The following is a 19,979-nucleotide window of genomic DNA, read 5'->3' as shown; positions in this document are numbered from 1 at the left end:
TCACGCGGCAGCAGGGCCGAACCAACTCTCCGTCGCGTACACACGTCCGGATCGGTCGACGAGCCGAGCGCGAAGCTCTTGCTGTTCAACCCATTTGATGGCGCTGATACCCCGGATCAACGCTGCTTCGCTCGCGGCGTACGCCCACACCGCGTCGTCCGCGATCACCGAGACTTGCGCCCATTCCGTGGAGGGACGCTCCTGGTTCGGCTCCCAGGAGGGCAGCTCTACCGCCCGCGCCGTCGCCATCGCGGTTCCGTTGATCAGTTCGACTTCCTCGCTGCCCGGTACCGGAATCTGCCAGCCACCGGCCGGTGCATGGCCGGCCGTGGCGATCACGTCGCCGATCCGTACGGCAACACCACATTGCAGTTCGGCAGCCACGATCTGCGCGGCGCGATCGACGGTGTCTGCCTTGGCAACTCCGGTGATGTCGAACGACGCACCCCAGGGCGCGTACACCACGTCGCCGTCGAGCTGTACGTCCTCGAACGTCGGGGTCGGGTGGACCGGAGGGATGGACTCGTCCTCGGAGTAGTTGTCGGCAAGCGGATTGACTGCGCCGCCGGTCATACGAGCCGCCCACAGCGCCGACCGCAAGAGAGCAGACATACGCCGAGTCACTTTGACCGGAGTTCCCTGAGCGAGGTTGACGGCGTGAATCTCGGCGTCGCCCCGGCGAAGGTCGCACACCGCCTCGGTCTCGTCGATGGCAGCTGCGATCAACGCGTGCGCAGTGGGCAGCGCAGCGCCTTCGGTGACATCCACCTCCACGGCGGAATCCCACATCGCCCACTTCTCGACACTGACCATGTCAGTCCTGCCCTTCGAACACACCGCGTTGTAACCAGTATGCGCCGGTCAGCAAGCCCCGTGCCATAAGCCGCTTCCGAGGCCGAGGCACGCATCCTGCAGGAGGAGCAGCGCACGGCAGGGGCTGATGGTAGATCTGTGCGACAGAATTGCCGCCCGGACTGTCGCCCTCCGTGTGCAAGCCGCGTAGTCCTTCGAAGGGTCCTGACACGCACCCGATGTCGACGGACGTCGACTACTACCGGCGCAGCGGGCTATTCCGATCCGAAAGACGCAGAGGCGACGCTCGACATGTCGTGCCGGGACGCTGCGCCTCGAGCTCGGTCTGCCGCAAAACACGTCCGGGCGACGCTGATATCACCGCAGGAGATAGCGGCGACTGACGAGAAGCACTGTGTTCCAACGTCGATGACATACCAATCGGCCGCTTTCGACGCGCGCCACTTTCGACAGGTCGACACACCTGCCCGCTCACTCTCGACTGCCGAGAAAATACGCGCCCATCACTACGTGCGAGCGCCGAGCAGAGCACCGAGAAAGAGTTCCGAACACGCGGCGCGCCAACCGCCGGAGAGAGTGACGCCCGGCGCCCGGCGGCAGTGCTCGCACGTTACAAACAGGGCCACAATGCATCGACGCAGCTACATAGGACCGGCCGAAAGAACCTGCAGCACAACGGCGTAACCACCGACATTTTGCTTATACGCCACCCGCACGTCCGTTGGCAAAACGAACGGTCAGTACGCGGCGTAAATCACATACTTTACAAAGTCTTTGGAATCTCTCCGCGCCAAATATCCGCAGGTGAAAGGACTTTCGACCGGAGTCCAGAATAACCGTGTCGTCTACTATGTGAAAACTGCGAAGTAGCTGTGACGCTGGGTCACGCTCGAGGGAGGAATTGTGACCGATTCATTCAAGGACCGCTTGAACGCCTTGTACCCGGCCACAGCCCCGAGACTCACCAACGCACAAGTTGTGGAAGCCCTTTCACAACGCGGATGCAAGATTTCGACACCGTACCTCTCTCAGCTCCGGAGCGGTGTGCGCACAAATCCGTCAGAGCAAGTCGTTTTGGCATTGGCCGATTACTTCGGCGTAGCAGCAGAGTACTTCTTCGGCCCGACGCCTCGCCAAGATCCCGAACTGATTCCGGAAGAAGACCGTTCGGTTGTCGAAGAGTTCCACGACAGCGAATTGCGTTCTCTGGCTATGAAAGCGGTCGATCTCTCCCCTGAATCGCAGGACCTACTCTCGTCGATTGCGGAGAAACTTCGCTCGTCCGAAGGACTCCCGGCCGTACCTCCGGATTGCAGCACGTACGCCCCACCGTTCACTCGTGACTGATCCAGTGCGAAGATCAGCGAGTCAAGCGGCCCAATAGTGCCGAGGCGGTGACGATTCCGAGCAGCGCTGCCCCGATCAGCACGCCGAAGTCGACGACATAGTTGGTCGGCATTCCGATGAGTAGACCGCGTAGTGCTGACACCTCGTAGCTCAGCGGGTTGATGCGGCTGAGCCACTGAACCCACGTCGGCATGAGTTCGACCGGGTACAGCGCGTTGGACGCAAAGAACAATGGCATGGTGATTGCCTGCCCGATGCCCATCAATCGATCTCGTTTGAGCACGATTCCCGCGATCGCGACCGACAAGCAGGCAAAGAACGCTGAACCCAGGACAACGACCAATACGACCCCGAGCAGTTTGAGCGGGTTCCACGTCATACTCACGCCCAACAGCGCCGCCACGATGACGACCACCATTGCCTGGGCGACTGCGCGGATCCCGGCGGCGAATGCCTTACCTGTCACCAATGCTGCGCGCGGCGTCGGCGTGACCATCAATTTGGTGAGGACTCCCGCGTCACGCTCCCAGATGATCTGGATTCCGTAGAAGATCGCAACAAAAAGAGCGGACTGCGCAATGATGCCGGGCGCGAGAAAGTCGAGATACGGTACGTCGCCAGTGGGGATCGCTCGGATATGGCTGAACGTCTGGCCGAAGATCACCAACCAGAGGATCGGCTGGATTGCGCGCGTGACCAATTCAGATCGGTCGTGCCGCAACTTCTGAACTTCCACGAGGCAGAATGTGTAAATTCTCGAGAGCAATCGAGCGAAACCGTTGGTAGTGGGATCAGCCCAAGCGGCGCGCTGTGCGACGGGCACTGCGGACATCGCGGAGACCTCCTGACTTGTCGCCGGTGAGGTCGTCGCCGGTGTAGTGACGGAACACGTCTTCGAGAGTGGCCTCCGGCCCCAGTTCGGCGGCCAACTCGCTCGGCTCGCCCACCGCCCGAAGTTCACCGTGATGCATCAACGCAACACGATCACACAGCTCCTCGGCTTCTTCCATGTAGTGCGTCGTCAGCAGCACAGTCATGCCGTACTGCTTCTGCATCTCCGCCACTCGCTGCCAGACGGATTCGCGGGCAATGGGATCCAGCCCCACCGTCGGTTCGTCGAGTACCAGCAGCGACGGTCGGTTCACCAGCGCCTGCGCAAGTTCGAGCCGTCGCACCATACCGCCGGAGAAACTCGACGCCAGGCGATCGCCTGAATCGAGCAGGTCCACCATCTCGAGCGCCTGGTCGACGCGCTCGCGTCGTTCGGACCGCGGAACGTCGTACAGTCGCGCGAACCAGGTCACGTTCTCGCGCGCGGTCAATGCGCTTTCGATCGAGAGCTGTTGTGGCACGTATCCGAGGTAGCGCCGAATGGTCATCGCCTCGGTACGAACTGAGCGACCGAGAATCCGAATATCACCGTCTTGCAGAGGAAGTAACGTGTTGAGCAATCTGATCGTCGTAGTCTTTCCTGCACCGTTGGGACCGAGCAGGCCGAAGCACTCCCCCGCGTTGATGACCAGACTCAGGTTGTCCACCGCGCGGTGGTCGCCGAACTTGTATGTAACCGAGTCGATCTCGACCGCGTGTGCGCCGGGGTCGGGTGAACCTGCCGCTCGGCTCTTCCACCACTGTGTCAGCATCTCACTGCCCCTCACCTTCTGATCCGGCTGCTGCCAGAGCGCTCGCCAATCGCGACAGGGCTGGTAGCGCAGCCTCGATCCTCGCCCTGTCTTCTCCGGTCAGACTCGACAATGCCTGACCGACAATCACACTCCGGCGATCACGCCACACTTCGACGCGGGCGCGCGCCTCGTCCGAGAGGACCAATCGCGCGACGCGTCGATCAGCCTCGTCGGCAACCCGTTCGATCACTCCATCGTCGACGAGCTGCCGAACCAGGGTGGACACCGTGTTTGCCGCGACACCCAATCGCCCGGCAGCCTCAGCCACCGACAGACCCGGGTTGCGCCGTAGCAGCCTGACGAGTTCGATTTGGGCGCCGCCGAGCGGTCGTTCTGCAAATGGTCGCCCCGATGCCTTCCTCGTGCCCCGGCGCAATTGCCCGAGCGTCTCCAGGACATCATCCGAAAGCCTGTGATCTGCTCCGATTTCATCCACACCTCACAATAGCTCTGTAACAGAGCTATTGTCGAGGAGTCAGGACGCCCGGCGTTTTCAGCTCGTCCGCAACGGGTATCCCCGATTGCTTGTCCCGAGCACTCCCGCCCAGAACGGAGACGTCATGCGCAGACAGTGGTTGTTCGCGACGGTTGCGAGTAGCGCCCTGATCCTCACCGGTTGCTCGCCCGACGCCCTCGATTCCGGGGACAGCGCAGACAACGTCACTGCCGTTGCGACGTCGCTGTCGCCACCCGCCGCCGCTGATGCACCCCTGCTGAAGACCGCCGACTCCCCACTCGGGACGATCGCCGTCGACGGCGAGGGCATGACCGTCTACGTCTACAACCCGGACGAGGAGAACTCACAAGCCGGGTCGTGCGACGAAGCGTGCCTGCGTTACTGGCCGGCGGTCACCTCGGTCACGGATTCGCCGATCGTCGAAGGAATCGACGCCGTCATCGACACTGTCGACGGGCCTGAAGGATCTTTCCAGATCACCGTCAACGGCAAGCCCGTCTATCGGTACCTCGACGACAAGGTTCCCGGAGACATGCTCGGACAGAGCGTCGGCAGCCTGTGGTGGATGATCGACGCCGCCGGAAACCCCGTGTTCAAGACTGAGTAACCCTCAGTTGTACGGCTGCCGCGCGGTTTCGGGGTCGCCGTACGTGATTGCCCGTTCCCGACGCGTTTTCGACGCGAGGGTTGCGCCCCAGTTCAGCACCGTGCTGGCGCGATTGCGGAAACCCGCGAGGAACGCGATGTGGATGATTCCCCATGACACCCATCCGATGAACCCGGACAACTGGACCGGCCCTGCCTGAAGCAACGCGTGGCGTCGCGAAATGTAGGCCGCAGTTCCAAGATCGCGGTACTTGAACGGTTTTCGGCTGGGCACGCCGTTTTCCACGGTTGCAGCGATCCGGGCACCGGCGTGCCGACCACCCTGCATCGCGACCTCGGCCACCCCGGCAAGTTTGTCCCGCGACATGAGGTCGCCCACCACGTAGACGTTCGGGTGGCCGGGAACGGTCAGATCGGCTTCCACCTCGATGCGGCCACCGCCGACCTGCTTCACACCCAGCGCCGTGGCCAGTGCCTCGGCGAACGGCACTGCTTCGACGCCCGCGGTCCACAGAATCGTGCGGGTCTCGTACTGCCGCTTCTCTTTTGTCTTCTTGTCCGTCGTCTCGATGCTGGTCTCGCACACGTCGGTGACGTGCACGCCGAGGTGAGTCTCGACGCCGATCCCGTCGAGAGTACGTTTGGCTGCGGCCGAGAGCTTGCGACTGAACGAAGGGAGCACCCGATCGTCGCCGTGGAAGAGCAGTACCCTTGCCTCGTCCGGGTCGATGGACCGGAACTCGTTTGTGAGCGCGTGCATTGCCAATTCGCGGATCTGTCCGGCTAATTCGACGCCGGTGGGTCCGCCGCCCGCCACGGCGAATGTCAGCCACGGTCGACGTTCTTCCGCTGTCGGGAGCGATTCGGCCATCTCGAACGCAGCAATGAGACTGCGTCTGATCGCCAAAGCGTCGTCGAGGGTTTTCATGCCGGGCGCCCATTTGATGAACTCGTCCTGACCGTGGTACGACTGGCGCATTCCAGCCGCCACGATCAGGTAGTCGTACGGCAATTCGAAGGTCGACCCGTCGAAGCGACTGGCCGTCAGTATCCCGGCGTCGGCGTCCACCGACTTGGCCTCGCCCAGAACGACGTTCGTGTTCTTGTTGTCCTCGAGCAGATGACGCAACGGACTTGCGATCTGCCCTTCGGAGAGCAGACCCGTGGCGCACTGGTAGAGCAGTGGCTGGAAGACGTGGCTGGTCCCTCGGTCGATCAGAACCACCTCGACGTCGGCCTTCTTGAGTCGTCTCGCTGCGTACAGTCCACCGAAACCGCCACCGACGATCACTACTCGGGGCTTACCGTTCGAGATGTGGATGCTCATCAGACAAACCTCGCTGTCACGGAGTTGGGCAGGAATCGTAGGGCCGCATCTATCCCTTGCCACTTGAGGCCGGGTAGCGCCGCTCGGGTGGTTTCCTTCTCGATGGCGTCGACCATGGCACTGACGCCTTCGTCCAAACTGGCCATGAGCGCTGCGTCGTCGCCGGCGCCGGCGGACATGTCGGTCTTGATGAAGCCCGGCAGCAGGGTGGTGACGCGAATAGGTGTGCGCGCCAACTCGATACTGAGCGCCTCACCAAGAGCCGCTACCCCGGCCTTGCTTGCCGAATAGGTCGCTTTTGGCCCTGGTAGCCCCCGATCCGCGCTGATCGAGGACACGAGAACCAGGTGTCCGGCGTCCTGCGCGCGGAAGATCTCGAGCGCAGCTTCACACTGCGACAGCGCGCCGACAAAATTCGTCTGCGCTGTTGCAAGATTCGCGTGCGCTTTTCCGGTTCCGATCTTGGCGCCCTTGCCGAGCCCGGCGTTCACGATCACCCGGTCCAGGCCACCCAACTCGTCGCGCAGCTCACCGAAAACCCGGACGACGGAATCGTGTTCGGTCACATCGAGTTCGCGCACTGCGACGCTGATCGACGGGTACTGCGCCACCAGCTCCCCACGCAGCGTGTCGAGACGATCCGTCCGCCGGGCACACAACGCGAGGTCGCGACCGGCCGCGGCGAATCTCCTGGCCATCTCCTCACCCAGACCCGAACTGGCACCGGTGATCAAAATCTTCTGCCGCGTCATGGGTGCAACTGTAACCATCTTCGAGTTCTCGTACCCGGCGGTAACCGAGCGAACTCGGACCGATCCGACATACCGTGGAGCCATGACCGACGAATTCGATGTCATCGTGATCGGCGGTGGGCCCGCCGGCGAGAACGCCGCCGCGTACGCCATCGCCGGAAGTAATCGCACCGCCGCAATCGTGGAACACGAACTGGTCGGCGGTGAATGCTCGTATTGGGCCTGTATGCCCAGCAAGGCGCTACTGCGCCCGGGGCAGGTCCTCGAGGCGGCCGACGCTTTGCCCGGGATCCCGGCCGGACCGCTGGACGTCGAGGCCGTCCTGAAACGCCGCGACTCGTTCACCCACAACCACGACGATTCGTCCCAGGTCGACTGGGCCACCTCCGCGGGAATCACCGTGATCAAAGGCCACGGGGTGATCGACGGCGAGCGCGCTGTGACCGTCGACGGGACCCGTAAGCTCCGCGCCCGCCAAGCCGTTGTACTCGCCACGGGCACAACTGCCACTGTCCCGAGGACGCCGGGGTTGCGTGAGGCGCTCCCGTGGACGTCGCGCGATGCGACCAATCTCCACGAGGTTCCGTCGCGGGTGGCGGTCATCGGCGGCGGAGTCGTCGCAACGGAGTGCGCAACGTGGTTGTCGTCGTTCGGCGCTCACGTGACACTGCTCGTGAGAGGCGATGCTCTGTTGAAATCGGCAGAACCGTTTGCCGGGACGATGGTTGCCGAAGCACTCGGCGCCCGCGGCGTCGACGTTCGACTGAGCACCGCCGTCAACTCGGTGTCGCGACCCGACGCCAAGGACACCGGTGAGGGCCACATCCACGGTGGACCCGTCAGCATCGAGACCTCTTCCGGTGTGATCGAGGTCGACGAGGTCATCGTCGCGGCGGGCCGCGGGCCGACATCTGCCGATCTCGGCTTGTCCGTCATCGGCCTCGAGGACGGCAAGTACGTCACCACTGACGATCACCTCTGTGCCCAAGGTGAGTGGCTCTACGCCGTCGGCGACATCAACGGCCGCTCTCCCCTCACCCACATGGGCAAGTATCAGGCGAGAGTCTGCGGAGACGTCATCGCCGCGCGGGCCGAGAGCCGCGGACTCAGGGGACCTCGGTACACGGCGTCGGCGGACAACGGACAGGTCCCCCAGGTGGTGTTCACCTCACCCGAAATCGCGTGGGTGGGACGCACCGAGAAGAAAGCTCGCGACGACGGCTACGACGTCGAAGTCGTGGAGATCGAACTGGCCGTGGCAGGATCCTCGCTGTTGCGCGACGACTACTCCGGGCGCGCGAAGTTGGTCATCGACAAGGCCACCGACGTGATCCTCGGCGCTACTTTTGCCGGGCCCGAAGTGTCCGAACTGGTGCACGCGGCGACAATCGCGGTCGTCGGCGCCGTCCCACTCGAAACTCTCTGGCATGCGGTGCCCTCGTATCCGACGGTCAGTGAGGTCTGGCTTCGATTGCTGGAGGCTCGCCGCTGACGCGATCCCGAAGTACGTATAGTCGCGACATGGCGTCCGACATACTTGTGACCACGGCCGACGGCACCCTACGCGGCCGCCGGGTGGGAAAACTTCGTGCCTGGCGCGGAATTCCCTACGCCCGGCCGCCGGTCGGAACACTGCGTCTGACGCGGCCACAGCCGGTCACACCATGGACCGGAGAACGCGACGCGACCAGGTTCGGCGACGCCTCGGTCCAGCACAAGAAGGGGCTGCTGCTTTCGCCCGGGAAGTACCAGCCGAGCAGCGAGGACTGCCTGACACTCAACGTGCTCGCTCCAGCGAACGCCGGTAACACCCCGCTTCCGGTCATGGTCTTCATCCACGGTGGGGCAAACACCATCGGGACCTCGGCTACCGGCTTGTACTCCGGTGTGTCCCTCGTCGAACGCGGCGACATCGTCTACGTCTCGATCAACTACCGCCTCGGTGCTCTGGGATACCTCGATTTCACACCCTTCTCCACGGCCGAGCGGGCATTCGATTCCAACCTCGGACTGCGCGATCAGGTCGCGGCCCTGCAATGGGTGCAGCGCAATATCGCTGCCTTCGGTGGGGATCCTGGAAAAGTCACGATCTTCGGTGAATCCGCCGGAGCCACTGCCGTCACCACCTTGATGGCTACTCCGGCTGCCAAGGGACTGTTCGCTGGTGCGATCGCCGAGAGTTCGGCTCCTGATCTGGTCTCGAGCACGCAGCGATCGCACGCCTGGGGTGCGCGTTTCGTCGAGATCCTCAATTCCGGTCTACCGCCCGCGAAGGCTTTGACCTCGGCGACTGCCGTCGAATTGGGCCGAGCAGGCAGCAGACTCGGCGCCGAGGTACTGGCGAACACGCCTGGACTACATCCCTTCGGTCCGGTCGTCGACGGCGACTTCCTGCCGCGCTCCCCCTTGGACGCATTCAATGAAGGATCGGCACACCAGGTTCCGATGATCATCGGCACCAACAGACGGGAGGGAACGCTGTTCCCGAAGGTGCTCGACGCACTCCCGACCAACCCGTCGCGCATCGACACCATGTTCGCTCTCACCGATCCCGAGGCCGGAAAGCGCATCCTCGCAACCTATCCCGGCTATCCCGACGAGCAGTCCGCGATCGATGTCGGTGGAGACGTCACGTTCTGGCACCCTTCAGTGGAGTTGATGCAGGCTCACGCACAAACGGCGCCGACGTACGCCTACCGATTCGACTTTGCGCCGACCATGATGCGTTGGCTCGGCCTCGACGCCACTCACGGTTTCGAGATGTTCGCGGTCTTCGGTATCGGCGACACCCTTGTCGGGCGCGGCCTCACCCTTCCCGGCGGTCGGCGCGGACTGCGCGCAGTCACCGAATCTGTTCAGGGACACTGGCTTCACTTCGCCAAGCACGGCTCGCCGCGCGGGTCGTGGCCGCGTTACGACGCGCAGGAGCGTAGGACCATGATCTTCGACGAGATCGTCCGCGTCGAGAACGATCCCAGACGTGAACAACGCTTGGCCTGGTCGGGATACAGCGGTTACCGTAGCCACGGCACCGACATCTCCCTACCGTGACGAGCCCCCTCGAGATCACTCTCGATTCCGGGGTCGTACGTGGGCGCCTCGATCGAGGACTGCGCACCTGGCGAGCAATCCCCTACGCAGCGGCCCCGACCGGCCGCTGGAGATTTCGCGCACCACAGCCGGTCGAGGCTTGGAATGGTGTCCGCCCGGCGGAAGCATTCGGCTCTCCGTCTCCGCAGCGCAAGAGCAACTTCGACGAGAACTCACTCTTCGTCAATGTCGTGGCCCCGCAGGTACCGTCGGATTCGTTGCGACCGGTCATGGTCTTCATTCACGGCGGCGCGTACAACGGCGGGAATCCGTCGACGCCCATGTACCGCGGAACGAGCCTGGTCGAACGTGGCGACATCGTCTACGTCTCGATCCAATATCGTCTCGGCGCCTTGGGCTACCTCGATTTCAGTGAGTATTCCACTGCTGAACAATCATTCGACACGAACCTCGGATTGCGCGATCAGATCGCCGCGCTGACGTGGGTCCAGCGCAACATCGCCTCTTTCGGTGGCGACCCGAACGCCGTCACCGTCTTCGGTGAATCGTCCGGCGCCAACGCTGTCACCACTCTGATGGCAACGCCCGCGGCCCGAGGGTTGTTTGCTCGGGCCATTGCTCAAAGTCCGCCGACTGCTTCGGCATACGGAAAGGATCGAGCGCAGCGATGGGCGCGCGAGTTCCTCGAGATCGCGGACGCACCGGAAACCGATCCTGCCTCGTGGCTGCGCTCCGCTTCGGTGAAGGAACTGGTCGACGCCGGCGAAGAACTTGCGCGACGCGGCGCGGACGAAGAACCCGGAACACGGGCATTCGCCCCTGTAGTGGGTGACGACATTCTTCCCGAACACCCGCTCGACGTGTTCGCCGCCGGACGGGCCCACCCCGTTCCGCTGCTCGTCGGTTCGAATCTCCATGAGGGGCGGATCTTTCCGCGCGTTCTCGACATCTTGCCTACCAACCCGGTTCGGATCGAGAAGATGTTCTCCCACACCACCCCTGAAGTGAAAGCACGTGCGCTCGCGGCGTATCCCACGTATCCGCATCGTTTCGCTGCCGCCGATCTCGGCGGCGACATCACCTTCTGGGAACCGGCAATACTGTGCGCACAGGGCCATTGCCAGGTAGCTCCTACCTACAGTTACCGCTACGATTTTGCGCCTCGCCTGCTCAGACTCATCGGCATGGGCGCTACCCATGCCACCGAATTGCTTGCGGTCTTCGGCCGTTCGGATGCACTCACCGCGGCCTTGACCGCGGTCGGTGGACGTCGCGGACTGGCCGCGGTGACCTCCACCGTGCAGCGCCACTGGATCCATTTCGCCCGACACGGAGTGCCGGACCAGGATTGGCCCGCCTACTCCGTCCCGGAGCGGCAAACGATGATCTTCGACGAGACGTCCAGAGTGGAGAACGACCCGATGGGTGAGCGTCGACGCGCCTGGATCGGCTACGAGCACCGACGCTGAAGCCCGGTCAGAAGAACTGGCCTTTCACGAAACCTGCGAGCAGGACCGCGAATCCGCCCACCTCACCGAGAATCAGCAGGAACATTCCGAGGTGCAGGGGCGGACCGGCGGACTCGAACTGATTGTCGGTGTCCTTCATCGCACCGTGAGCGATGTAGCTGAAAATCGCTGCGAGAAAGAAGAACACGACCACTGCGGCACTGGTCAGGTTGATCCACGTCGGCCACGCACTGAGTTCGACGAACACCGCGATCAGCAGCGTCGCAAACGAGTACATCAGGGCTGCGCGGTGGGCGATGTCGACATACGGATGGGCGAGGTGATTATCCGAGGTGGCCATCTGTCGGTACTTCCAGATTCCCAGGCACAGGGAGAGAAGGAAGATCAGACCGGCCGCGAGCAGCGTCAGTGTCGTGTCGATCCCCAGGGTCATCTGCTCACTCCGCAGTGCGCTTCCAGTGAGTCACCGCTGGGTGATCCAGTCGAAGGATTGTCGTAGACGACAACCAGCACCACCGCACGATCTGCCGACACCGATCGCATCCGGTGTGGCGTATTCGCGTCGAAATACAGGCTGTCGCCGGCGTCGAGGTGCATCGTCTGTCCGGGGATTTCGAATTCTACGGATCCGGAGTGCACGAACACGAACTCCTCTCCCGTGTGGTCCATGAACTTGGGACCCATCACCGACGCCGGATGAACCACGAACGGCTGCATGGCCTTTCCGACCATGGAGGGCGCGATCGGATCGTAGACGGAAGACTGCACGGAGGAAGCCGGGTCGATCACGCGGTCCTTGGCGCGCACGATCGTCATGGCATTGCCCTCCATACTGTCCGAGAACAGTTGTCCCACATCGGCATCGAGCACCCGTGCAATTTTGAGCGCCACCGCGATCGACGGGGTACTGATACCCCGCTCGACCTTCGAGAGATAGCTCTTCGTCAGACCGGTCTGCTCGGCCAGGCCCTCGAGCGTCAGACCGGCGCGACGCCGATGTGTTCGCAAAAACGCTGCCATTCGGTTCCCCTCACGAGACTTTGTGTCATCACCCTACCAACACATTGACCTGCGACGATCAGCGACTCTCGTACTGAGGGTTGCACATTTCCGTCCTATATGACACTTTGTGTCCTATAGGTGACTGAATGTCATTGATTCCGGGCCCCGAGAAAGGCACACCCCATGACCGACACGATGCATGCGAGCAAGCAAGAACTCATGGCCACCGCCGAGACGAAAATGCTCACCGAAGTAACCACAGGCAGTTGGACACTTCGACAGAAGATCGCACTGACCTGCCGCGCACTGTCGGACGCCGGCCACGATTCCGGTCTCGCCGGCCAGATCTCCGCCCGCGGTGAGCAGCCTGGCACGTTTGTCACCCAGCGACTCGGCCTCGGGTTCGACGAGATCACCGAGGACAACCTCCTGCTCGTCAACGAGGACCTCGAAGTCCTCGACGGGGAGGGCATGCCGAACCCCGCCAACAGGTTCCACAGTTGGATCTACCGCGCCCGACCCGACGTCAACTGCATCGTCCACACACACCCACTGCACGCGACGGCGTTGTCGATGCTCGAGATTCCCCTCGTCGTCTCCCAAATGGACATCGCGCCCCTCTACGACGACTGCGCATTTCTCGCCGACTGGCCCGGAGTTCCCGTGGGAAACGAAGAGGGCGAGATCATTTCGGCTGCGCTCGGCGACAAGCGGGCAATTCTGCTCGCCCACCACGGCCAACTCGTCGTCGGCAACACGGTCGAAGAAGCATGCTCCCTCGGGCATCTGATCGAGCGGGCCGCACGGCTGCAGTTGCTGGCAATGGCTGCCGGCGACATCAAGCCGCTACCGCCTCGCCTGGCGAAGGAGGCTCACGATTGGACACTGACCCCTCGGCGCAGCGAGGCGAACTTCGCGTACTACGCCCGTCGGGCTCTCCGCAACCATCCCGACGCACTGACCAACTGAATTTCGTTTCCCACCAACAGAACAGAGAACCCCATGAGCAGCACAATCAAGGGAATCGTCGCCTACCCCATCACCCCGTTCGACCGGGACACCGGAGCATTCGATCCCAAGCCGCTACACACGCTCCTCGACAGCATGATCAGCAGTGGTGTCGACGCGATAGCCCCACTCGGCAGCACCGGCGAGAGCGCCTATCTCGACGACGCCGAATGGGAGTCGGTCGCCCGGGAAACTGTCGACTACGTCGACCGACGAGTCCCCACCGTCGTCGGAGTGTCGGATCTGACGACGGCGGGAGCACTCCGCCGAGCATCGATCGCGGCAGACGCCGGTGCCGACGCAATGATGATCCTCCCCACGTCGTACTGGCATCTGGGTGAGCAGGAGATTCGTGAACACGTCAGTGCGGTCGCCGATTCCGTCGACATTCCCACGATGATCTACAACAATCCCGCGACCACAGGGATCGACATGTCGCCGGAGTTTCTCGTCGACCTCGTCTCCACCGTCGACGGCATCACGATGATCAAGGAATCCACCGGCGACATCACCCGGATGAACCGCATCAACGAACTGAGCGGTGGCACGATCCCCTTCTTCAACGGCAGCAATCCTCTTGCACTGCAATCTTTCTCTGCCGGTGCAAGCGGATGGTGCACGGCAGCCCCGTGTCTGGCCCCCGAACAGGTGGTGCACTTCTGGCGTCTACTCGAATCCGGTGATCGGTCGGGTGCCGGCGCTGTATTCGACAAGATCGAGCCACTACTGAAGGTCCTCGTCAGTCGCGGACTGCCGTCGACGGTCAAAGCCGGGTTGGAATTTCTCGGCGTCGACGCCGGCCTTCCCCGCCGGCCCCTGCTGCCCCTAGACGACAACACCAGGACAGCTTTGTCCGACGCTCTGTCGGTGGCTCGCGGTGTAATCGTCGCGTCGTGACCTGACGTGGGAGTGGGTTCCGGCAAGATGGGATGCACACCGACCGAAGGAGGGGCACCATGTCCGTAGATTCACGGTCTGCGAGGATCGCCGTCACCGGCGCTACCGGTCATATCGGCGGACTGGTTGCCCGGTCGTTGGCCGACGCCGGTGTCCCGCAGCGACTGATCGCACGGTCGGTCAACCGATTACCGCAGCTCCCCGGTGCCGATTCGGCCGAGACCACGTACGGGGATCAGGAGAGCGCTCTCGCGGCTCTGGCCGGAATCGACACCCTCTTCATGGTCTCGGCGGCCGAAAGCGCAGATCGCCTGGATCAGCACCGCACCTTCATCGACGCCGCAGCGGAGGCCGGGGTCAGGCACATCGTCTACACGTCTTTCCTCGGTGCCGCTCCGGACGCGACGTTCACGCTCGCTCGCGATCACTGGATCACCGAGGAACATATCCGCGCTTCCGGACTCGCATTCACCTTCCTGCGCGACAGCTTCTACCTCGATTTCCTACCCGCTCTCGCCGGTGAAGACGGTGTGATCCGCGGACCCGCAGGTGACGGTCTTGTCGGCGCGGTAGCGCGGTCCGACATTGCTGCCGTCGCCGTGTCGGTTCTGCAGGATCTGGATTCTCATGTCGGACAGACGTACAACCTGACCGGACGCGAGGCACTGACGCTCTCCGAGGCCGCGAGCATCATCACCGAGGTCACCGGCAAGCGGACCACGTACGTCGAGGAAACGCTCGAGGAAGCCTACAAGTCGCGGGCGTCGTACAACGCACCCGATTGGGAGCTCGATGCTTGGGTGTCGACGTACACCGCAATCGCGCAGGGTGAATTGGCGATGATCACGAGCACCGTGGAGGACCTTGTCGGCCGGCCTGCGCTCACGCTGCGTGAATTCCTCACAGCAGAAACCGCCTGATGCCACCACGCAAAGCAACCACGGCACGCAAGGCTGCCGCAAAGAAGGCTGCACCGAGGAAGGCTGCACCCAAGAAGAGTGCAACCAAAAAGACCGCCGCGAAGAAGACTGTCGCAAAGAAACGATCACGCGCTGTGATGCCCGACGTTCCGACAGCCGCTCCGGGCGAACGAGTCTGGCTTCTCGACGTACCCTTTCGGACGCCGGCGCCTGGTGCGCAGTTCGTCAAGAAATGGAAGAGCTACGCGTGGGTCGGCACGGAGTTGCCTGTAGAACTCGCTCCGTTCAAGGCACTCCCCTTCTCGTATCAGCAGTGGGTCGAGGACGACATCAATGACAGCACCGGCGAACGCCCGGTTGCTGCACCCAAAATTCCTCGGCCCGAGCAGGTTTCGGGGGCTGCGGCCGTCGTCGACGCTGCTCGGGCCGGCAAACGCGGATTTCTGTTGGCAGACAATGCCGGCCTGGGTAAGACGCTGATCGCAGTGATGTCGGCCAAGACGATTGCCGAGGAACGCGGCGAAACCAACATCCTCGTCCTCGTCGATCGACCCGCACAGATCACCATTCCGCATTGGCGCTATTCCATCGCATCGGTGGGCGACGGCGGATTCCGCTGGCTGATCATGTCGCCTGACCAATTGAAGAAGCTGATCGCGCGAAACGGCCGTCCCAAGTACACCTTCGGCGTGGTGATCGCGGACGAGGCCCAGCTGTACAGCAACGACACACAGCGCACAGCTGCCTTCGAGAAGGTTGCGCGCTTTTCCAATTCACACGAGCAAGCGCCGTTCGTCCTGTCCGTGACAGCAACACCGGGACATACGCCGGCAGATCAGCGTTACCTGGCGCCGCTTTTTGCGCAGCTGCATTCAGAACCTTCGGAGTACTGGTCCGACCTGGGTGCCAGGCTTGTCGAGTCCGGCCTTCCGCTGGACAAGTCCTACGGGAAGTGGACGTGGAGCGCAGAGGCGAAGGAATCAGCGACCCTGCAATCCCAGGCGCTCGAGACCGTGCGTGGATGGATGTCGAACAGCAAACCGCCCTTGATGATTCATCGACCGACTCCGTGGGGACCCGTTCCGCTCGACGGTATGCCGATCGACCTCACGCATGCCCAGCGCGCCGAGTACGAGACCGAGTGGGCCGAGTACGCCTACGAAATGGGATTGGCCCGCAAGAGCCGCAACATCGCGCGGGGCCGTGCGCTTGTTCTGCGCTATCGACAGAAGGCGGGCATGATCCGCGCCGAATCGACGGCCCAGTGGGCGCAGGCGCAGGTCAAGGCAGGCAAACAGGTGTTGGTGGCCGTCGAATTCGTCTCCACGGCAGGCGATCCACTGGTCGAGATGATCGAAGACGCCGGGATCTCGGTGGCAAAACTGTTCGGCGCGGTGCCGGACAAGGAGGGTCAACGTCTGCGGTTTCAACGCGGGGATGCACCGGTCATCGTCTTCAATGTCACGACCTCGATCTCGCTCCACGCCAACGAAGCACTCCCCGACGGCACTCACGCGTCCTCGTTGCCACGGACGGGAATCTTTCATCAACCGCGATACTCAGGGATCGCGGCAGAACAGACATTCGGTCGGTCACACCGCGACTACCAGACGTGTCCATGGGTCATACCCTTCGGCGTGGGCACCAAGGAAGAGGACGTCGCCACGGTCATGTTGCGCAATCTCAATTCGGTCACAGGTCTGAAAGGTGGTGATCGATCCGGTCTGCGGTCGCTGTCCGAACTGCTCGGCGTCGAGTGGCTAGAGCCCGATGTCTTGACCACGGAGGCTTGACCTCGGAGTCTTGACCTCGGAGTCTTGACCACGGGGGCTTGACCACGGGGCTTGACCTTCCAATGGCCGTCCAACGCGCGCACACGAACGGTTTCGGAGGTATGCCCCAATTCCACTCCACCATAACCGAATTCGGCTGACCGCTTCATTCCTTTCGGGACCTTGGGACTCAGGTATCTGTGACCTGACGTGGCAGACTCTTTCGAGTCGAGGTGCACCAGCCTCGAAACAGTGCCGAGAAACCGAGGGGTCCTATGCGCAATATCTACCGGTCATTGATGCGCAATGTCGGCCATACACAATGGTTCTCGGATCTCGGCAAGGATCTGGTTCCGCTCGATCGAGCAGTGCAGAGAGTGTCGGGCGGCAAGCTCTCACTCGTCGGCGAGAACACCGTGACACAGCTACTGCTCACCACCACTGGCCGCAAGACCGGCCGTTCTCGCACCACACCACTCCTGTACGCACCCGACGGCGATGCGTTTGTCGTCGTCGGATCCAACTGGGGGCAGGATACGCACCCAGCGTGGACACTCAATTTGATGGCAAATCCCACCGCAATCGTGACAGTGAAGGGTGTCGAAATACCGGTCGGTGCGAGTCTGGCGGAGGGCGCCACGCGTAAGAAGCTGTGGAAGCTCGCGACCACCACGTGGCCACCGTACGAAACCTACGCCGATCGAGCATTCGGGCGCCAGATCCGCGTATTTCGACTCCAACCTGTCAAATAGCTGCTGCCGGGCGCAGGATGGGAAGGACCACCCTGCCGATCTCAGGAGCATTCGCGAATGTCCACAGCACTGACTCACGCAGAAGACACACAGATCACAGCTTCCAACGGGCGGATCGCACTGGAGCCGAACCCCCGCCGCATTCGAGCATTCTTCGCTGGTCACGCCGTCGCGGACACCACTCGTTCGGTGTACCTTTTCGAACGCGGCCGCCTGCCGATGTACTACATCCCTCGCGCGGACGTTCGCACCGAATTCCTCGTCCCGACGTCGACGACCACCCATTGCCCATGGAAAGGTGACGCCACCTATTGGACGATCGAGATCGGGGATCGCCGGGCCGAGGACGCCGTCTGGTCCTACCCCGAACAGTTCGACGGTTCCCTGGACCTGAGTGAGTACGTCGCGTTCTACTGGGATCGCATGGACGCCTGGTACGAGGAGGATCAACAGGTCTTTGTCCACGCCCGCGATCCATACGTACGTATCGACGCACTCCCCTCGTCCCGACACGTCCAGGTTTTTGTCGGCGACGTACTGGTCGCCGAGACGACACGACCCAGACTGCTGTTCGAAACCGGACTGCCCACGCGGTACTACATTCCGAGAATCGACGTCCGCAGCGAGTACTTTGTGCCGTCCCCGACCACCACGGCCTGCCCGTACAAGGGCACTGCGTCGTATCTGTCCTTCACCGGCACAACCGAACTCGCACCGATCGAGGATCTGGCGTGGTTCTATCCGTTCACCACCGCCGAAGCGTCCGGGATCGACAACCACGTGTCGTTCTATCCCGAACGCGTCGGCAAGATCCTGGTGGACGGTACCGAAATCTGACAGGCGCCGAAATCTGACAGGTGCGGGATCCGAGAAGGTGCGGGTGCCTATCCCACCGAGACAAGGGATTCCGGGATTCGCAGTTCAGCCTTTTCCAGCCGGCGATCGTGCATCCACACCAACGCCGTTGCAACGGAGAAGACCAACCCGGCGATACATACTCCGTTCCAGCCGTACGACTTCCACACCATCGACCCCACAGCCGAGCCCACGGCGGCACCCACGAAGTAGGTGGTCATGTACACCGAGTTCACACGCGAACGCGCTTCGGGGACGAGGGCGTAGATCACGTTCTGGTTGCTGACGTGCACTCCCTGCAGCGCGAGGTCGGCAAGAACGATGGCAACAAGAAACCACACGATATGCGTGGCACCGGAGGCAAAGGGAAGCCACGACACCAACAGAATCGCGATAGCTCCGCCCGTCGCCACCTGACCCAGTCCCCGATCGGCCAGTCTGCCCGCCACGGTCGCCATCAACGCTCCCGCCACGCCGAGTAGTCCGACCAGGCCGATTTGAGTATCGCTGTAGCCGAATTCGCCCGAGAGAAGAAAGGCCATTGTCGTGAAGACGGTGCTGACGGCAGCAAAAGCCAGCCCGCCCATGGCCGATCGAGTTCTCAGGCGCGGCAAGGTCGCAGCCAACTTCCCTACCGACGCGAGCGTTGCTCCGTAGCTTGCCTTCGGGCGATCGACGGAATCGGCAGGCAGAGATCGCCACAGCGCCACGGCCATCACCACCATCAGAACCGCCGCAACCTTGTAGACCGTCGACCAACCTCCCAGTCCGGAGAGCACGCCGGCAACACTGCGCGCCAACAGGATTCCGATCAGCAGTCCGCTCATGATCGTTCCGACCACCTCACCGGACCTCTCAGGTTCGGCCAGTGAGGCGGCAAACGGAATCAGCACCTGGGCAGCAACCGAAAAGACCCCTGCCACTGCGATTCCCACGGCAAGCGTGGCAAAGTTGGGCGCAAATCCGCTGACCGCTTGACCCGTCGCCGCCAGCAGCATGAGCCCTACCGTCAGCTTGCGTCGGTCGACCATGTCGCCTACCGGAACCAGAAGTATCAATCCGAGTGCATACGCGACCTGTGCAATGGTCACCGTCGCGGCCGCTGCGGAGGCCGAGACGTTCAAGTGATCCGAAATGGAATCGAGAAGTGGCTGATTGAAGTAGTTACCGCCCGCGCACAGACCCGTCGCTGCAGCCATCAGCAGCACTATCGGTAGTCCGAGCCTCGGACGCGCGTCGCTTGAAATCATGTCGTCAAGCATGACC

The 19,979-nt window shown here is 62.6% G+C and carries 20 protein-coding genes; 11 read left to right on the top strand and 9 right to left on the bottom strand.

The window, feature by feature from the left end; genetic code table 11:
- Positions 1–813: an FAD:protein FMN transferase gene (locus H351_RS10900; protein WP_020970361.1), complete on the bottom strand. Its 813-nt coding sequence runs from the start codon at positions 811–813 to the stop codon at positions 1–3.
- A gap of 903 nt (positions 814–1,716) precedes the next feature.
- Here H351_RS10900 and H351_RS10895 point away from each other — a divergent pair.
- Positions 1,717–2,160, top strand: coding sequence for a helix-turn-helix domain-containing protein (locus H351_RS10895; RefSeq protein ID WP_019744761.1), 444 nt, complete (start codon positions 1,717–1,719; stop codon positions 2,158–2,160).
- Between the two features lie 13 nt (positions 2,161–2,173).
- Here H351_RS10895 and H351_RS10890 read toward each other — a convergent pair whose 3' ends face one another.
- From H351_RS10890 to H351_RS32770, 3 genes are read right to left on the bottom strand one after another with little or no spacing between them, the layout of a single operon-like run.
- On the bottom strand, positions 2,174–2,992 hold the full coding sequence (locus H351_RS10890; protein WP_019744762.1) for an ABC transporter permease: 819 nt from the start codon (positions 2,990–2,992) through the stop codon (positions 2,174–2,176).
- On the bottom strand, positions 2,952–3,803 hold the full coding sequence (locus H351_RS10885) for an ABC transporter ATP-binding protein (protein WP_020908654.1): 852 nt from the start codon (positions 3,801–3,803) through the stop codon (positions 2,952–2,954). Before H351_RS10885 ends, H351_RS10890 begins: the two co-directional genes overlap by 41 nt.
- 1 nt (position 3,804) lies before the next feature.
- On the bottom strand, positions 3,805–4,281 hold the full coding sequence (locus H351_RS32770; protein ID WP_020908655.1) for a MarR family winged helix-turn-helix transcriptional regulator: 477 nt from the start codon (positions 4,279–4,281) through the stop codon (positions 3,805–3,807).
- A gap of 124 nt (positions 4,282–4,405) precedes the next feature.
- On the opposite strand from H351_RS32770, the gene H351_RS10875 reads away from it, so the two are divergent.
- On the top strand, positions 4,406–4,909 hold the full coding sequence (locus H351_RS10875; RefSeq protein WP_029255938.1) for a COG4315 family predicted lipoprotein: 504 nt from the start codon (positions 4,406–4,408) through the stop codon (positions 4,907–4,909).
- 3 nt (positions 4,910–4,912) lie between these two features.
- Here H351_RS10875 and H351_RS10870 read toward each other — a convergent pair whose 3' ends face one another.
- Together H351_RS10870 and H351_RS10865 are read right to left on the bottom strand one after the other, a co-directional pair.
- Entirely contained in the window at positions 4,913–6,235 is a 1,323-nt protein-coding gene (locus H351_RS10870) for an NAD(P)/FAD-dependent oxidoreductase (RefSeq protein WP_003946361.1), read from the bottom strand.
- Positions 6,235–6,987, bottom strand: coding sequence for an SDR family oxidoreductase (locus H351_RS10865; RefSeq protein WP_029255939.1), 753 nt, complete (start codon positions 6,985–6,987; stop codon positions 6,235–6,237). Before H351_RS10865 ends, H351_RS10870 begins: the two co-directional genes overlap by 1 nt.
- Positions 6,988–7,069: 82 nt before the next feature.
- Between H351_RS10865 and H351_RS10860 the strand changes: the two genes are divergently transcribed.
- The 3 genes from H351_RS10860 to H351_RS10850 are packed head-to-tail and all read left to right on the top strand — an operon-like array spanning position 7,070 to position 11,507.
- The gene (locus tag H351_RS10860) at positions 7,070–8,479 is read left to right on the top strand and encodes a dihydrolipoyl dehydrogenase family protein (RefSeq protein WP_029255940.1); all 1,410 of its coding nucleotides are present in this window, start codon (positions 7,070–7,072) and stop codon (positions 8,477–8,479) included.
- A gap of 29 nt (positions 8,480–8,508) precedes the next feature.
- Positions 8,509–10,038, top strand: coding sequence for a carboxylesterase/lipase family protein (locus tag H351_RS10855; protein ID WP_029255941.1), 1,530 nt, complete (start codon positions 8,509–8,511; stop codon positions 10,036–10,038).
- The gene (locus tag H351_RS10850; RefSeq protein WP_029255942.1) at positions 10,035–11,507 is read left to right on the top strand and encodes a carboxylesterase/lipase family protein; all 1,473 of its coding nucleotides are present in this window, start codon (positions 10,035–10,037) and stop codon (positions 11,505–11,507) included. The genes H351_RS10855 and H351_RS10850 overlap by 4 nt, the downstream gene beginning before the upstream one ends.
- 7 nt (positions 11,508–11,514) lie before the next feature.
- Here H351_RS10850 and H351_RS10845 read toward each other — a convergent pair whose 3' ends face one another.
- Together H351_RS10845 and H351_RS10840 are read right to left on the bottom strand one after the other, a co-directional pair.
- Positions 11,515–11,940, bottom strand: a complete 426-nt coding sequence (locus H351_RS10845; protein WP_003946354.1) for a hypothetical protein — start codon at positions 11,938–11,940, stop codon at positions 11,515–11,517.
- Positions 11,937–12,527 carry a helix-turn-helix domain-containing protein gene (locus H351_RS10840; RefSeq protein ID WP_020908662.1) on the bottom strand — a complete coding sequence of 197 codons (591 nt, stop codon included), beginning with the start codon at positions 12,525–12,527 and terminating at the stop codon, positions 11,937–11,939. Before H351_RS10840 ends, H351_RS10845 begins: the two co-directional genes overlap by 4 nt.
- A gap of 165 nt (positions 12,528–12,692) precedes the next feature.
- Here H351_RS10840 and H351_RS10835 point away from each other — a divergent pair, with 165 nt between their 5' ends.
- From H351_RS10835 to H351_RS10810, 6 genes are all read left to right on the top strand, one after another.
- A complete protein-coding gene (locus H351_RS10835; RefSeq protein WP_019744772.1) occupies positions 12,693–13,478 on the top strand; it encodes an aldolase in 786 nt (261 codons plus the stop codon).
- 33 nt (positions 13,479–13,511) lie between these two features.
- On the top strand, positions 13,512–14,414 hold the full coding sequence (locus H351_RS10830) for a dihydrodipicolinate synthase family protein (RefSeq protein WP_029255943.1): 903 nt from the start codon (positions 13,512–13,514) through the stop codon (positions 14,412–14,414).
- Between the two features lie 59 nt (positions 14,415–14,473).
- On the top strand, positions 14,474–15,334 hold the full coding sequence (locus H351_RS10825) for an SDR family oxidoreductase (RefSeq protein WP_020908664.1): 861 nt from the start codon (positions 14,474–14,476) through the stop codon (positions 15,332–15,334).
- Positions 15,334–17,127, top strand: coding sequence for a DEAD/DEAH box helicase family protein (locus H351_RS10820; RefSeq protein WP_029255944.1), 1,794 nt, complete (start codon positions 15,334–15,336; stop codon positions 17,125–17,127). Before H351_RS10825 ends, H351_RS10820 begins: the two co-directional genes overlap by 1 nt.
- 254 nt (positions 17,128–17,381) lie before the next feature.
- Positions 17,382–17,858 (top strand): nitroreductase/quinone reductase family protein, encoded by a 477-nt coding sequence (locus H351_RS10815; RefSeq protein WP_019744776.1) that lies wholly within the window; start codon positions 17,382–17,384, stop codon positions 17,856–17,858.
- Between the two features lie 57 nt (positions 17,859–17,915).
- Entirely contained in the window at positions 17,916–18,695 is a 780-nt protein-coding gene (locus H351_RS10810) for a DUF427 domain-containing protein (RefSeq protein ID WP_029255945.1), read from the top strand.
- A gap of 47 nt (positions 18,696–18,742) precedes the next feature.
- Here H351_RS10810 and H351_RS10805 read toward each other — a convergent pair whose 3' ends face one another.
- The gene (locus H351_RS10805) at positions 18,743–19,975 is read right to left on the bottom strand and encodes an MFS transporter (protein ID WP_029255946.1); all 1,233 of its coding nucleotides are present in this window, start codon (positions 19,973–19,975) and stop codon (positions 18,743–18,745) included.
- Between the last annotated feature and the right edge of the window lie 4 nt (positions 19,976–19,979).

It is taken from the genome of Rhodococcus erythropolis R138, from assembly GCF_000696675.2.
GTDB classification, from domain to species: Bacteria; Actinomycetota; Actinomycetes; order Mycobacteriales; family Mycobacteriaceae; genus Rhodococcus_F; species Rhodococcus_F erythropolis.
The sequence above is the reverse complement of the archived record's forward strand: the minus strand, read 5'-3'. Positions and strand labels throughout refer to the sequence as shown.